Below are 17,408 nucleotides of genomic sequence, written 5' to 3' on the forward strand. Positions count from 1 at the left end.
CAGATATAATAAAGAAATGAAGAGAATCTTGTCACTTAAGAAGGGAGGAGCATCCACTCATGAAGAAAAAATCACTTGCGTTTATATCTTCGGGATATGGATACTCCACTGCTGTCTTTTTCTAGAATCTATTCCAAGGGTGAAGTCTGCCCAAAATCGGAAGAAAACTAGGAAATAACGCAGAAAAATCTTAAGAATGATGAGGTAATCCAAATGAATATTGACAAAATTACTAGAAAAAATCCAGAAAATATGCCAGCTCCTGTAGGTCAGTACACGCATATTACAAGAATCCCGAGGAATGCAGAGTTATTTGTGACTTCGGGTCAAATTGGAGCAGATCAGAATGGACTCTTTCCAGAGAGTCTGAATGAGCAAGTCACTAATACATTTAATAATATTAAAACAGTGCTCGAATCTGAGCGCTTAGATGCTGAACATATTATCAAAGTGAACGTATGGGCAACCGAGGAAATCGATTGGGATTTCTTATATGCCGAGTGGGGACAATTATTTAGTACGGATTATCCTGCAATGACGATTGGATATATTACGGCGTTAGGTCTACCAGAGATTAAAATTGAAATAGAGCTTTGGGCAGCAAAAGTGTAACATCGAATACTTTTTAACCGAACGAAGGAGCATCTTACTTACAGATGTCCCTTCGTTTTTTATTTGTGAAAAATGGAAAGGATATGCCTGTGTGCAATCATGAGCGATAGTAGGTGGTGTATTATGGCACCTGCAAGCTCTGATAAGCATTCAGTCGACCATATGTCCAGTAGATCCCGGAGCCTGATACCGGATCAGAAGCGAAACACAGCGCGTCCCGAATCTGAGCATTTGTTTTCCCTTGTGCAGCGAGAAGTGCAGCCACTCCAGCCACATGAGGGGTAGCCATGGATGTCCCGCTAAGGTAGGCATAGGAACCACCCAGGTATGTGGATAGAATGGTATCACCCGGTGCAGCCATATCCACCCAGGAACCATAGTTGGAGAAATTGGATTTGAGATCGGAAGGGTTGGTTGAAGCGACAGCAATCACATTGGGATACGATGCGGGTACGATTGGGAATGAAGTGTTATCGTTACCGGCTGCGGCAATAATCACAGCTCCTCGATCCCAAGCATACTGTACGGCAGCTTGAAGGAAAGCATTTCCCATCGGCCCACCAAGGCTCAGGTTAACAACCTTTACACCGTTGTTGGCAGCAAAGACAAGCCCATTACCGACATTACCTATCGTTCCTTGCCCCTTGTTATCCAGTACCCGGAGCGGAACGATGGATGCGAGTGGAGCAGCGCCTGCGATGCCCACACCATTGTTGGTAACGGAGGCAGCGATCCCAGCTACATGGGTGCCGTGGCCGTTCCCGTCCTCAGGAATGTTATCATAATCAACATAATCATAACCGGGGAGGAGCTTGGAGGCCAATTCTGGATGATTCAGCTGTACACCGGTATCGATAATGGCGATTTTGACAGAGCTGTTACTCTGCGTAATATCCCATGCAGCGGGTGCATTGATTTTGGACAGGTTATACTGATAAGGAAAGAAAGGGTCATTAGGAGTGAAGGAAGCCTCAACGAGGTAATTCGGCTCTGCATGTTCAATAAGCTCATGATCTTTGTAATGTTTCAGCATCCGGTGCATTTTTTTGCGGGATTCCACACGGTACCATCCTAAATCTTCATAGGTCTCAGCGACCTTACATCTCCCTTTTTTGTGAAGGGTATGCATCTCATCCTCGGTTGTACCTTCCTTGAATTTGACGAAGAGCTGCTTGGGAGCGTGCGGATGAAACTTGCTCTCGGCAAGTTGGTCCAGATAACGATACATGAACCCGATTACTAGCAAAATGAAAACAAAAATACCTAACCATAACCACATGAGCGTTTATCCCTCCAATATGATTTGTGACACGCCTTATCGTATGCGAACTCTATCAGACTGCGCGGGCACTCTTGCAATTTGGATAGTAGTGTAGATAGATTGATAGGAAGGGATAAATTCGGTAAGATGATATGAAGAGAGCCGCTTTGGCATGAACAAGATTTAAGGCAGGGCCGAGAGGTAACTCCTAAATACAGAGGATAAGGAATGTGGTTTTATTGACACAACTTCAGAGTATACCGACAGTCACACCAGTTCAGGTACACCAGATTCATGACGCCATTGATTTTGCCATGCGTGTACGCAGAGAAGTGTTTCCGATGATGGATCATACGAAATTGCCTGTGGACTTCGAGCAGTTCAGAGAACATTATCTGCACTCCGATGGTTCGATCTTTCTTGTTGCAATGATGGAGGATGCGGGCATCGTCGGTTCTATTGGAATATTACCTTATGATGGACGTATCGAAGCTGTGGAAGGTCGATATGCAGATCGATCGGCTGCAGAAATAGTAAAATGTTATGTAGATCCCGCGTATCGTAGGTTTGGCATTGGTTCGATGTTGATGAACGAACTGGAGAACGTGGTAAAGGATATGCACTATACCACGCTGTATTTGCATACACATCGCTTCTTGGCAGGAGCCGTAGATTTCTGGAAACGCCAAGGGTTTACGGTTATTGCTGAGCAGGATGATGATTGGCAAACCGTACATATGGACAAGTTGGCATGTAAGTGACCATTGGAAACAGAACCGAAATTCTGACCACATTTTTGGAAAAAATGATTGATGATACTATAACTCTTGTATACAACAACATAGACATATACAACATACATGATGGGGGCTAGGCAGATGAACGAAACGAAGCGGAAAATTGTTTTTATTGATATTGATGGGACATTGGTAGATGATGACGGAAGCATTCCGTTGTCAGCACAGAAGGCTTGTAAACAGGCTAGAGAGAACGGACATCTGCTCTATTTATGTACAGGCCGATCCAAAGCAGAAATTTATGATTCCATCTGGGATGTCGGATTCGATGGTCTGATTGGTGCAGGTGGGGGTTATGTGGAGTTTGGCAAGGACGTGTTATATCACAAAAGGGTGACAGCGGAAGATGTTCGACATATGGTCGATTTCTTCAATGAAAACGGCATTGACTTCTACCTTGAATCCAACTCGGCATTGTATGCGAGTAGCAATCTTCAACCTCACCTGGAACGCCGTATCTATGGCGATGTGGAGAATGACCCTGTAGCCAGAGAGAAGAAGGAGCTGAAACCGCACCCGTTTATTGCCGGATTGACGTATGGAGAGGCTGACCTTTACAAGGATGACGTGAACAAAGTATGTTTCTTGGAGAGCTCAGCCATCCCGTTTGAGCGGATCAAGCAAGAGTTTGAAGGGAAATTCGAAGTCATTCAGTGCACTGTGCCGATCTTTGGTGAAGGAAGTGGTGAACTGATGATCCCTGGCATTCACAAAGCCATTGCGATCGCCGATCTGCTGAAGCATTTAGGCATGACCCAAGAAGATACATTCGCCATCGGTGATGGCATGAATGATGCCGAGATGTTGGAATTTTGTAACGTCGGAATTGCCATGGGTAATGCGAAGCCAGGTCTGAAAGCCATTGCAGATGATATTACTGGAACAGTAGAGGAAGATGGATTGTATCATAGTTTTGTGAAGTATGGATTGATTGAGGGATAAGATAATCCGATTCACACGAAAAAGATGGTAACACACATATCTGAAGGAATTGTCGTTGAACTTGAAATTAGTGTATTCAGATACTTAAGATAATGAGGAATAATAAGCATCGAATGATCAGATCAGAACAAAACAGGCATCTCCGTATTGGGGATGTCTATTTGTCATGTTCAGGCTTCAGTAAATATCCAGTGTAGAACTACACTAAATGCCCCGACACAGAGTCCAAAAAGGAGTCCAAAAATGATCACGAATTTCTTCCCATTCATAGGAATTGATAACCCTCCTCTTGACTTTATTATTGCATAACTCACAATGAAAGTTTATCATTAATTTTGAAAACAAGGAATTTATTGGTTTATGAGTGGCTGAATTAGTGTAGTAGATGAAATGTAATGTTGAATACATGGAGGATGCTGGATGAGTAAAGTAGCTCTGTTGTTTCCTGGACAAGGTTCTCAGGTGGTTGGTATGGGTAGAGACTTTTGGAATAACTTCGATGTGGCTAAGAAGTTATTTGAAGAAGCCAGTGATGCCCTTTCTTTGGATTTGAGAAAGTTATGTTTTGAAGGTAGCATGGCTGATTTGACAATGACGATGAATGCTCAGCCTGCACTTTTGACTGTTAGTGTCATAGCGTATCAGGTGTATATGCAAGAAATAGGGATGGAACCCGCTTATTTGGCTGGGCATAGTTTGGGAGAATATTCGGCTCTGGTATGCGCAGGTGTTCTCTCATTTCATGACGCCATTAAACTGGTAAGACAGCGAGGTATCATTATGCACAATGCAGACCCATATCAGAAAGGTACCATGGCCGCCATTTCAGGCATTCATTTAGATACACTTCAAAACATGTGCGAAGAAGTTTCAACAAAAGAACGTCCTGCCTGTGTGGCTTGTATGAACGCTGACCAGCAGTTTGTCATTTCAGGACATCGCCAGTCCATACAAGAAATTATAAAGAGAACTGAATCCAAAGGCACCAAACATTCTTTTTTAAATGTATCTGGCCCATATCATTCTCCCATGATGCAAACCGCAGCAGAACAATTCAAAGTTGAATCGGATCAATATCAATATGCCCATGCAAAGTACCCGATTATTTCCAACGTTACAGCAGCACCCTATGAGTCTGATCGATCTGTCGTGGATTATTTAACCATGCAGATGACGATGCCTGTAAGATGGTCAGAGTCTATGCTCTATCTGGTTGCAAATGGGGTTACTGAAGTTATAGAGTTGGGTTCTAAACATGTGTTAGTTAGTCTTATGAGTAAAATAACGAAGCGTATTATACCTTACTCGCTAAGTCAGCCTTCTGATTTACTTATGCTTACAAATACACATGAAAGAAAAAATAAGCTGTTAACAATTCGTAAAAAATGGTTGTCTGAGCTCATGGTAACCGCACTCATCTCCCGGAATTATAACCCTGATTCGATATCATACACCCAAACGGTTGAGCCATTATTCCACCAATTACAACGGGCAAAGGAACAAGTAAACAACAATGAATATGAACTTAGTGAAGAAGAGATAAATGATGCTCTACAGGTATGTCATTCCATTATTATAGCAAAAAAAATTCCATTGGATGGAACCGCGTTGATTGATGCAATCTAGTAATGCTGTATATTCTCTCGCAGGATCTGTAATACAGCGCCAGACTGCCTTGTTACAAGGCGGTCTTTTTTGTCGTTTGATACGTCTGAACTTGTTGAAACTCCAAACGTCAGGTAATAAATATGTCAATAACCCACAAATCAATCTCTATTTTTTACCAAAAAGTAACAATGAATTGATTGATTTTACATATATTTCTATGGTAAAATTTTGCTTGGAATATGTGTAAATAATTAGATAAGCATGTTAGAGATGATTCATTTGGAGGAGAGATATGTATACTAATCAGTTTCAAACATTAGTGGATATTATCCGCGACAGAGGTAAAATAACGGACCGAGGTATTCGTTTTATCGATGCGGACAAACGCGAAACTTTTATATCTTATCATCAATTATTTACTGAGGCAAAAGGGTATCTAGGTTATCTACAAGCCATCGGAATTAAACCTAAACAAGAGATTATTTTTCAGATTCAAGAAAACAAACGGTTTTTAGTCGCATTCTGGGCTTGTATACTCGGTGGAATGATCCCTATCCCTGTAAGTATTGGTGAAGATGAAGAACAAAACTTGAAAGTATGCCGTATTTGGAATTTGCTAAATAACCCTTTCATGATTGCATCTGAGAAGGTGCTGGATAAAATGAAGAGATTTGTTTTGGAACATGACATGCTTGATTTCCATCATCAATTAGAAGTCAGAACGGATCTGATCCAAGACACCATATACTATTATGAATCTATTAATAATATAGTTGAACCTCAGTCTGATGACTTGGCATTTATTCAATTCTCTTCTGGATCAACCGGTGATCCCAAAGGCGTCATGCTCACCCATCGAAACCTGATTTATAATACTTGTGCTGCTATTAATGGCACACAAATTAGTTCAAACGATAGTTTTCTCTCCTGGATGCCCCTTACCCATGATATGGGTTTGATTGGATTTCATCTCGTACCCCTCGTGGCAGGAATTCATCAGCACTTGCTCCCAACGGAATTATTCATTCGTAAACCGATTCTATGGATGAAAAAAGTAAATGAACACAAAGCAACCATACTGTCTTCTCCTAACTTTGGTTATAAATACTTCCTGAATTTCTTTCGCGAAGACAAAGCGGAGGGATGGGATCTGTCATCTGTAAGAGTCATTTATAACGGGGCGGAACCTATATTACCCGAAGTGTGTGATGAATTCCTAAATGTATTGTCAGCATATCACTTAAAGAAAACAGCCATGTTTACCGTATATGGATTAGCAGAGGCCTCTGTTGCCGTCTCCTTTCCCAAGGTAGAAGAAGAATTTACTGCGGTGTACGTTCACCGGGATCATCTGAACTTAGGGGAGTGTGTCATCGAAGTCGAGAAACATGCTGAACATGTGGCATCATTTGTTGCCGTTGGCGAAGCGATTGATTATTGCCATGTTAGAATTTGCGATGAGGAAATGAACAGTGTTCCCGATTTGGTTATTGGAAAAATTCAAATCAAGGGGGATAACGTCACCCAAGGTTATTATAACAATTCACTAGCAACGGAGAAGTTATTAACGCACGACGGATGGGTGAATACAGGAGATCTGGGTTTTATCATGAACGGAAAACTGGTTGTAACAGGGCGGGAAAAAGACATTATCTTTATCAATGGTAAAAATGTATATCCCCATGACATTGAACGTGTCGCCATACAATTAGATGATATTGAACTCGGAAGAGTTGCTGCTTGTGGTGTGTATGATTCGAATAGTCAAAGTGAAGAAATTATTGTGTTTGTCGTGTACAAAAAAAAGATCGAACACTTCTTACCGCTTGTTAAAGAAATCAAAAGACATCTATATAAACATGGGGGATGGAGTGTCAAAGAGGTACTGCCCATCAAAAAATTACCCAAAACAACAAGTGGGAAAATCCAGCGGTATCAGTTAGCCAAGCAGTATGAAGCAGGCAAATTCTCAACAGAATCTGCATTCATCCATGACTGGATCAAGAATGACAATGACAAGACAAAAGAAGAGGCTGCTGTTTCGGTTCGAGTCATAGAACGTGAATTAACTTCACTATTTTCTGAAGTGCTGGTTGGGAAAAAGGTTGAACTTGAGGATAGCTATTTTGATATGGGTGCAACTTCATTACAGCTGGCCCAAATCGCTGAACGTATAGAACAAAAATACGGAGAAGAGCTTGCTGTTACGGATCTCTTTACCTATCCCTCGATAACTGAATTGGCAGCATATCTGGCTAGAGGTTACAGCGAGACCATGCAAGTCAACAAAACTCAAGAGGATCATACGCCATCCAAAGATATTGCTATTATCGGTATGTCTTTGAATCTCCCTGGTGCATCAAATGCAAGCGATTTTTGGCGTGTTTTGGAAAATGGAACGCATAACATTCGGGACTACCCGGAAAGTCGGATAAAAGACGCAGCGGATTATATACAATCCATGCGAAGTGCAATGAGCGAAGTTCAATGGATCAAGGGTGGTTACTTGGATCAAATTGATCAATTCGACTATTCTTTCTTTGGCATAACCCCTAAAACTGCACAATTTATGGACCCGAATCAAAGGATGTTCTTGCAAACGGCATGGCATACGATTGAAGACGCTGGGTATGCAGGGGAAGGAATCAATGGAAGAAATGTGGGCGTGTACGTGGGATATTCCAAAGTTGGGTATGATTACGAACGGCTCGTGACGGCGAGTTACCCCGCAGAAACCAAAAATTATATCATTGGAAATTTACCATCTGTACTGGCGAGCAGAATTGCATATTTCTTGAATTTAAAAGGCCCGGCCTTAACGATTGATACCGCTTGTTCCTCCTCACTTGTTGCTGTTCACATGGCATGTAAAGGATTGCTCGCCGGAGACTGTGAAATGGCAATCGCAGGCGGCATTCGAACGGCATTATTACCGATAAGTATCGGACTGGATATGGAATCTCCAGATGCATTGACGAGAACGTTTAGCGAAGATGCCAACGGCACGGGATTTGGCGAAGGTGTTGGGTCGGTCATGTTGAAGCCAATGCAGCAAGCGATTAAGGACGGGGATCATATCTATGGTGTGATTAAGGGAAGTGCGATTAATCAGGATGGAAAGACGGTAGGAATCACAGCACCTAACCCGGAGTCACAGACCAATGTGATCGAACAGGCATGGAAAGAAGCCGGCATTTCGCCTGATACGCTTAACTTTATTGAAGCACATGGAACAGGAACAAAATTAGGTGATCCGGTTGAGTTCAATGCTTTGCGTAAAGCTTTTGAGAAATATACGGATCGGAAACAATTTTGTGCAATCGGATCTGCCAAAGCTAACATTGGACATGGTTTTGAAGCGGCGGGGATCGCTGGATTAATTAAATCTATTCTTATGTTTCAACATAGAAAGATTCCACCATTGGTTCACTTTGACAAGCCTAATCCCCTGCTTAAGTTTGAAGCTTCACCTTTTTATGTGAATCAGGAACTAATGGCTTTTGGTGAAAAAGAGGGTCCATTAAGATGCGGGGTTAGTTCTTTTGGTTTCAGTGGTACCAATGCACATGTGGTTCTCGAAGAATATGTTCCTTCCCCAACCGTAGATAAAAGAATGTCCCAAGAGCCTCATCTATTTGTTCTGTCTGCTGCCACGGAACGGGCGCTGGATGAATTGGTTAGAACGTATCATGAATATCTAACCGATCACACGGATGTTTCCATTCAACAAATCTGTTATACAACCTGTACGGGAAGGGCTAATCTGGATTATCGGCTTGCCATCGTAGTCACGAGTACACAAGAATTACATGAAAAATTGAAACGAATTGCAAGCGGAGAGGGTAAACTGCCAAATGTTTATTTTGGTTATGCCAAAAAAGACAAAACGCTTGTTAGCGATCATATCTATGTTCAGGGAAAGGCAGAATCTTTAAATGAACTCGGTCAGTTATATATACTGGGGGCAGTGATTGATTGGGAAAGGTTTTATAATCATGAAGTCATTCGGAAAATTCCATTGCCTCTATATCCATTTGAGCAGAAGCGCTGTTGGATTGAAGTCAAACATACGATACCAGCGGGACATAGGTCAGAGAGGAATGAGGTTCAAATGGAGATGAATACAAACGATATTGAATTAAAGATTAAAACAAGCATCTGTCGTGCATCTGGTTTGAAGTTGGAAGAGCTGGATCATCAAGCTCATTTTCTCCAAATGGGATTGGATTCCATTATTCTTGTGCAAATTCAGAAGGAAATCTCAGAGCTGTTCCGTTTGAATATCCCGATGGAAATGTTTTTTGAAACCCTTACAAATATTAATTCCTTAGTTAAATATGTGTCAGAGAATATAAAGCATCATGATGTATCTGAAAATATAAACAATCAAACAGTTCAGGAGCATACTGAACAACGAAATATGGCATCTGTGAACAATATAAACACGGCAAAATCCTCAGGGAATGTGTCGGAGCAAATTGTAATGTCTGCCATTCAGCTCATGGAATCTCAATTAAAAAGTTTGAATGTGCTGTTAGGCGAGCAAATGAATGCTGTTCAATCGCCTCTTTTGGAAATGAAACATCATGAAACCAAACCAACCAAAGAGATCCAACCCAATTCGGAATCAAAGGAAGCTAAACCTTTTATACCGTATCAATCGTTGAAAATTCATGAAGAGAGCGGATTATCACCGCTTCAGAACCAGTATGTTGAACAATTTATAGCCAAGTATACCGCAAGAACCATAGGCTCCAAATTAAAAACAGGCCAAACACGTTTGGTTCATGCGAATAATCGCAATGTGTCCGGATTTCGCTCGTATTGGAAGGAAATGGTGTATCCCATCATTTCAACGCGTGCAGAGGGGTCTAAGCTATGGGATATGGATGGGAATGAGTATTTGGATCTGACGATGGGATTTGGTGTGAATCTATTTGGTCATAATCCAGCTTTTATTCAAAATGTAATAGCAGACAGCCTCCAGGAACAATTGCCTCCATTGGGCCCTATGTCAGACTTGGCAGGAGATGTCGCAGCTAAAATTTCCGAGCTAACGGGTGTAGAACGTGTCGCATTTTATAATTCAGGAACAGAAGCTGTTATGGTTGCACTTCGTTTAGCGAGGGCAACAACGGGGCGTTCCAAAGTTGTATTATTTTCAGGATCTTACCACGGTACACATGACGGTGTGTTGGGTGTAGCGAATCCTGGGGATGCTTTATCGTCTGCGCTGCCTATGGCTCCTGGTATTGTAAATAGCGCTATGGAAGATTTGATTATTCTTAATTATAACCATCCGCAATCCCTGGATATGATTCAGAACCTGGGTGGTGAATTGGCTGCTGTGCTTGTAGAGCCGGTGCAAAGTCGAAGACCTGATATGCAGCCAACACAATTCTTACGGGAACTTAGAGAAATAACAAATCAAACTGGGACTGCACTTATTTTCGATGAAGTCATCACTGGATTCAGAATTGGTCTGGGTGGAGCACAGGATTGGTTTGGGGTTCAAGCAGATTTGGTTACGTATGGGAAAGTGGTCGGTGGCGGGCTGCCTATTGGCATAGTCGCGGGTAAAGCTGAATTTATGAATCCGGTAGATGGTGGAACCTGGAACTTTGGTGATGATTCTTACCCTTCCGACGCAGATAAGAAAACGTTTGTCGGTGGAACCTTCTGTACACACCCTCTTACGATGAGAGTGATGTTAACGGTACTACAGTATCTTCAATCTGAAGCAGAAACCTTATATAAGGAATTAAATGAAAAAACAGATTATCTTGTTAATGAATTAAATACGTTTTTCAAAACAGCGAATGTACCGATGCAAATGGTGAACTATGGATCTTTATTTCGATTTATATCATTTGGAGATATGGAATTATTCTTCTACCATTTAATTTATAAAGGTTTATATATTTGGGAAGGTCGTAACTGTTTTATATCGACTGTGCATTCCATGGGTGACATGGATACGATAATCAGTATTGTGAAAGAGACGATCCATGAACTACGCGAGTGGAGGTTTATCCCTGGTGAATCGCCTGTTTCGGAATATCCGCTCTCTTTAGAGCAGCAACAATTATTGTTAACTTCATTACATGGGGAAGATGCGAATGCTGCATTAAATCAGAGTGTTATTTTAAAAATGACAGGTGGAATCAAGCCTTCCACACTGGATCAGGCCGTGAATCAGATCGCACAGCGTCATGAAGCCCTGAGAACAGTCATTCATGCCGATCGTGAAACACAACAAATCAGATCCGTAATGGAATTTCAATGTACATGGTTGGATTTCTCAGCATATGCGGGTGAGGATCAAGAACGGGAAATTTCCAATTGGTTATCTGCCGATGCAAATGAAGCCTTCGATTTACAGTATGGGGAACCTCTATTTAGAATCACCTTGCTTAAAAAGGCAACTGATCAATACCTTATGGTGCTGACATTTCATCATATTGTTGTAGATGGCTGGTCGATTGCTGTATTCATTCAAGAGTTGGAACATACCTATTCTGCTCTGGTCCGAGGAGTTCCGGTTCAATTACCTGAAGCCACTCCATTCCGTGAGTATTTAAGATGGCAACGACTTGAACATGAAAAAGGCTCATTTACCGAAGGGATTCAGTTCTGGAAAGAACAATTTTCCTTATCCTATCCCAACATTACACTTCCAACGGCACCGTCCGATGATGTGCCCAAGGGATATGACGGTGAAAGATATTCTATTAAGCTGGATCATCAATTAACAGAGTCATTGCGAACGTTAAGCATCAATAATAAGAGCAGTTTGTTTGTAACAATGTTTGCAGCGTTTCATTTATATTTGCATCAACTAACAGGGCAGTCTCACCTTGTTATCGGCGTGCCTACAGCGGGTCAGTCTCATATGCGAAAAAATACGCTGATTGGCAACTGTGTCAACATTGTACCTGTTCATCATGCCTTGTTAACGAAGCAATCCGTTGTAGACCATGTTCTTCAGCTCAAGGAAACGCTGGCTCTAGTCATGAAACATCAGCATGTTCCATTGACCCTCGTATCCGAACAGCTTGCTCATATGACTGCACCGGATACCCGGATTTTATTTAATATGGACAGAACGATTCATCATCTCCAATTTGAAAATATCAAGACTGAATTCATGTCGTATCCGATCAAACATATTTCTTACGATTTATTTCTTAATATTACGGATGTTAGCCATGAATTGTACCTGGATTTTGATTACAATACCGAGCTTATTGGACCTGAGATGATGAAATTGTGGTCTGAAGGATTTAAGGGTTTGCTGCAAAAAATGGTGAGTCATCCAGAGGCTGAAATCTCGTCTTTGACGTTGTTCTCATCCGAGCAACAGGACCAATTACAGGGAATATATAATCGGTTTGTTACGGAGCGTCTTCCTCACGTTAATCATGCAGCCATATTCGAGTCTCCAGTCAATGACGTGGAGAAAAAGCTGGCTTTGATCTGGGAGGACGTATTATCCCTCGATCAAGTGGGGAGACATGATCACTTTTTTGATCTCGGAGGTAACTCGCTCAAGGCGACAGTAATGCTATCCAAGGTACATGAGCAGTTTCAACACAAAATTTCAATCGTTCAATTCTTCCAAAACCAACGTCTGAAGCAGCTTGCCAGTCTGATTACAGGCGAGAATGAGGAAACATTCATTCCGATTAAGGCATTGGACGTCAAGGAATTCTATGAGACGTCAGCTGCACAACAGCGAATCTACTTTCTGGATCAATTTGAGCCGAATAGTGTGTTTCAGAACATGTGCGGCCATATTACGGTTACAGGAAATATCGATGAAGCTAAATTGATTTCGTCATTGGAACAAATCGTGCACCGTCACGAAGCTTTTCGCACCAGTTTCCATCTGATGGATGGAGAGCTTTACCAGCGTATCGCGCCAACGATTGATTTTGAAGTGAAACGATCTCAGGAAAGTTCTGCTTCATTCGAACAACATGTTAAGGCGTTTGCCAAACCATTTGATTGCTCCAAAGCGCCATTAATACGTGCCGAATTCATTCGTGTAAACGATGATCATGCAGAGATCCTCATTGAGATGCATCATATTATATCGGACGGATATTCCGTTGGTATTCTTGCGAATGAATTGATTGATGCGTATGACGGAAGAAGCATGTCGGACATTGAGGTTGAATACAAAGACTTTGCAGCTTGGCAGAAAGAATTTCTGGCGGGGGAGTCTTATAAGCAGCAAGAAAAATATTGGCTAGATCAATTCAAAGGAGAACTCCCGAACCTTAATCTGCCTACTGATTTTGTTCGGACACCTCATTTGACTTCGGCAGGTTCTAGATTGTCATTTGTGTTGGACGCACACTTGAAGCAGTCGCTGGAGAAGCTTGCGAAACAAACGGGAACTACGATGTTTATGGTGTTATTGGCAGCGTATAATGTGCTACTTCATCAATACACAGCACAAGAAGATATGATTGTAGGCACGCCAACCTCAGGAAGAAACCATCCGGATGTCGAGAATATGATAGGTGTCTTTATCCAGACGGTAGCGATTCGCTCACAGCCGGTGGGGAATAAGTCGTTTCGATCCTATCTCGAAGAAATTAAAAAACAATCCCTGGATGCATTGGATAACCAGGACTATCTTTTTGACAATCTTGTAGAGAAATTAAACACACGTCGGGATACCACTGGGACAGCACTTTTTAATACGATGTATATCTTCTTAAATACCGCGTTGAATCAACGGCAAGAACAGGATTGCAGCTTTAAAGTTAGAGAATTAAATGTCGGTGTATCGTTGTATGATCTGATGTTCATCGTTGAGGATGATAACGAGTGTCTGGAAATGCACTTTAATTACAAGACGGAGCTGTTTGAACGGGATACCATCGACAGAATGAAAACACATCTGTTCAACATCCTCAGAGACATTGTGATCGAATCGGATATTGCCTTGTCCGATATTCAAATGCTGTCTGAACATGAGCAGGACGTTCTTTTATATGACTTTAATGATACCAACATAGAATATTCCCGGGATCAGGCCATTCAGGAGTTATTCGAAGCACAGGTGGAACGGACACCCGATCAATTAGCCGTCGCTTTTGGAGATGAGCGATGGACGTATCGTCAATTGAATGAACGGGCGAATCAGTTAGCATATACGCTTAGAGCTGCGGGAGTGCAGCAGGATCAATTTGTAGGTATTCTGACAGATCGTTCGATTGAGATGATCGTTGGCATCTTTGGCATTCTAAAAGCAGGCGGGGCGTATGTACCGATTGATCCGGATTCTCCTGAAGAGCGTATCCGGTACATCCTGCATGATTCGGGGACAACACTATTAGTCACGCAAACCCATCTCAAGCAGTTGGTATCATTCAATGGCCAAATCATGGATTTGAATGATAAAGAAACCTACGCAGCTAATCTGTCGAATCTGGAACCCGCAGGGAATTCCGAGCAGTTGGCTTATGTGATCTATACTTCAGGCACAACAGGTATGCCAAAAGGTGTAATGATCGAACATCGTCAGGTTCATCACTTGGTTAAAGCGTTGTACAGTCAAGTTATAGATGATCAGCTTAGCGGTTTGCATGTCGCTTTACTTGCGCCTTACTATTTCGACGCATCTGTGAAGCAGATTTTTGGCGCACTGCTGTCAGGACATGCTTTGTTTATTGTAGACAAGGACACGGTACTGGATGGACAAGATTTAATGAATTATTATCAGCACCACCAGATTGATTTGACAGACGGTACGCCTGCACACCTGAAATTACTTTCGAAGGCAAAAAACGTTCAAGGCATATCGCTAAAATATATGCTTATTGGCGGTGAAGCTCTTTCTCAGCAAAGTGTAAATGAAATCACATCATTATTTGCTCTCAATCAGATCACGCCGCCAGCCATAATTAATGTGTACGGTCCAACAGAATGTTGTGTGGATGTTGCGACATACCGTGTACTTCCAGAACACTTGGATACAGCGAATCAACGAGCTCACCTGCCGATTGGTCGAACATTAGGAAATAATCGCCTGTATGTATTGAACAAACATGGCAAAGTTCAGCCTGTAGGCGTCGTAGGGGAATTATGTATCTCTGGTGATGGGATTGGTAGAGGATACTTGAATTTACCTGAGCTGACAGCAGAAAAATTTGTACGTGATCCGTTTGTCCAGGGAGCGACAATGTACAAAACGGGAGATTTGGTGAGATGGCTTCCCGATGGCCATATCGAGTATCTGGGAAGAATGGATCACCAAATTAAGATTCGCGGATACCGGATCGAAGTAGGAGAAGTCGAAGCGGCGCTGTTAGATCTAGAGTGTGTGAAAGAAGTTATCGTCATTGCACATGAGGATGATCACGGGGACAAATCGTTATGTGCATACTTTACAGCGGATTCCACGCTGACGGTGGGAGAGTTAAAACAAAGCCTCTCTAAGGTGTTGCCGAATTACATGGTACCAGCCTACTTTATACAATTGGATCACATGCCTCTGACATCGAACGGGAAAATCGATCGCAAATCGCTTCCGAGTCCAGAAGAAAACATACAAACGGGAAGTGAATATATAGAACCCCGAACTGGGGTGGAAAAACAGTTGCTGCCTATTTGGCAGGATGTGCTTGCCGTGAAAAAAATCAGTGTAAAAGACAGTTTTTTTGATGTAGGAGGCAACTCTTTACGTGCGACCAAGCTGGCCGCCAAAATCAATCAAAAGCTGAATATCCACATATCTGTAAGAAACGTCTTTGAATGGCAGACCATTGAACAGATGGCTCAATCTATTGAACAAATGGAACAGGAAGTATCAGTTTCCATTCCTCAAGTGGAGGAAAAAGAATATTATCCTATTTCTTCGGCGCAAATGAGAATGTACATTATGAGCATCAAAGCTGGCAAGGAACTCATGTACAACATGTCAGGTATGTTTATGTTGGAAGGATCGCTTGATCGGACCAGATTGGAAGAAGCATTCCAACAATTGATTCATCGTCATGAATCGCTTCGGACTGGATTCAAAGTCATACACGGAGAACCGAAACAGATCGTATACCCTAAAGTTATCTTTGGAATTGAATTGATCGAGTCAACGGAAGTAGAGATCGAAGATCGAATTGAACAGTTTGTTCGCACATTTGATCTCGGGCAAGCACCTCTTATGAGGGTGGGACTTATTGAACTTCAGCAGGAGCGTCATGTATTGCTGGTAGATCTCCACCATATCATTGCAGACGGACTATCCGTGCATCTTCTGATGACTGAACTTAGCCAGTTCTATAAGGGAGAGGAGATCTCTCCTCTTCGAATTCAGTATAAGGACTATGCTGAATGGCAGCAAATGCAACTTCATAGTGAGTGGATGAAAAAGCAGGAGAAGTATTGGCTTACTGTGTTTGGTGAAAGTATCCCGCTATTGGATCTGCCAACAGACTACGAAAGACCTGAAACGCTAAGCTATGCGGGAGATGTATTGGACATTGTTTTGCAGGAAGACATCCTTCCAGGCTTGAGAAACATGGAAGCACGGACAGGAACAACGTTATACATGATTCTATTAGCCGCCTATACCATTCTGTTGTCCAAATACAGCGGACAAGAAGATATCATCGTGGGCACGCCGATTGCAGGAAGGACACATGCCGAGCTGGAGCCGGTTATGGGGATGTTCGTGAATACACTGGCTATTCGAAATTATCCTGCGGCGGATAAAACTTTTACAGAGTATCTGCTGGAAGTGAAAGAAAATATGTTGAACGCATATGAGAATCAGGATTATCCGTTTGAAGAATTGATTGAGAAAGTGAATGTAACCAAAGATGCTCGGCGGAATCCGTTGTTTGACACCATGTTTGTATTGCAGAATACAGATGCTTCAGAGATTCAGATGGATGGAGTAACCTGTAAGCCTTATGCTCCAAATACGAGAGTATCCAAATTCGATTTAACGTTGTATGTTACCGAATTGCAACACAAGTTAGAAGTGGCCTTTGAATACAGTACGATTTTATTTGAGAAAACAACGATTGAAGCGATGTCACAAAATCTATTGGTCATATTAACATCCATTGCCAACGACCCTCATATTGAAATCAAGAAGATTCAATTGGTTGAAGAATTAATAGATGGGGATACGCTGGCTGATCTAATTGAAGTAGATTTCTAAAATAACCTAA

The 17,408-nt window shown here is 42.0% G+C and carries 6 protein-coding genes; 5 read left to right on the top strand and 1 reads right to left on the bottom strand.

Going from position 1 to position 17,408, the window contains the following annotated elements; genetic code table 11:
* Positions 1-213 precede the first annotated feature (213 nt).
* Positions 214-612 (top strand): RidA family protein, encoded by a 399-nt coding sequence (locus tag MKY28_RS08040; RefSeq protein ID WP_036613496.1) that lies wholly within the window; start codon positions 214-216, stop codon positions 610-612.
* A 121-nt stretch (positions 613-733) separates the two neighbouring features.
* Here the strand turns inward: MKY28_RS08040 and MKY28_RS08045 are convergent, their stop codons facing one another.
* A complete protein-coding gene (locus MKY28_RS08045) occupies positions 734-1,891 on the bottom strand; it encodes a S8 family peptidase (protein WP_036613498.1) in 1,158 nt (385 codons plus the stop codon).
* A 221-nt stretch (positions 1,892-2,112) separates the two neighbouring features.
* Here MKY28_RS08045 and MKY28_RS08050 point away from each other — a divergent pair, with 221 nt between their 5' ends.
* From MKY28_RS08050 to MKY28_RS08065, 4 genes are all read left to right on the top strand, one after another.
* Positions 2,113-2,634, top strand: a complete 522-nt coding sequence (locus MKY28_RS08050; protein ID WP_340935547.1) for a GNAT family N-acetyltransferase — start codon at positions 2,113-2,115, stop codon at positions 2,632-2,634.
* Between the two features lie 117 nt (positions 2,635-2,751).
* Positions 2,752-3,612, top strand: coding sequence for a Cof-type HAD-IIB family hydrolase (locus tag MKY28_RS08055; protein WP_100527337.1), 861 nt, complete (start codon positions 2,752-2,754; stop codon positions 3,610-3,612).
* Positions 3,613-4,032: 420 nt separating this feature from the next.
* Entirely contained in the window at positions 4,033-5,238 is a 1,206-nt protein-coding gene (gene fabD, locus MKY28_RS08060) for an ACP S-malonyltransferase (protein ID WP_100527338.1), read from the top strand.
* A gap of 274 nt (positions 5,239-5,512) precedes the next feature.
* Positions 5,513-17,398: an amino acid adenylation domain-containing protein gene (locus tag MKY28_RS08065; RefSeq protein WP_340935550.1), complete on the top strand. Its 11,886-nt coding sequence runs from the start codon at positions 5,513-5,515 to the stop codon at positions 17,396-17,398.
* Positions 17,399-17,408 lie beyond the last annotated feature (10 nt).

Source organism: Paenibacillus sp. FSL R5-0473 (assembly GCF_038004565.1).
Classification (GTDB): Bacteria; Bacillota; Bacilli; order Paenibacillales; family Paenibacillaceae; genus Paenibacillus; species Paenibacillus amylolyticus.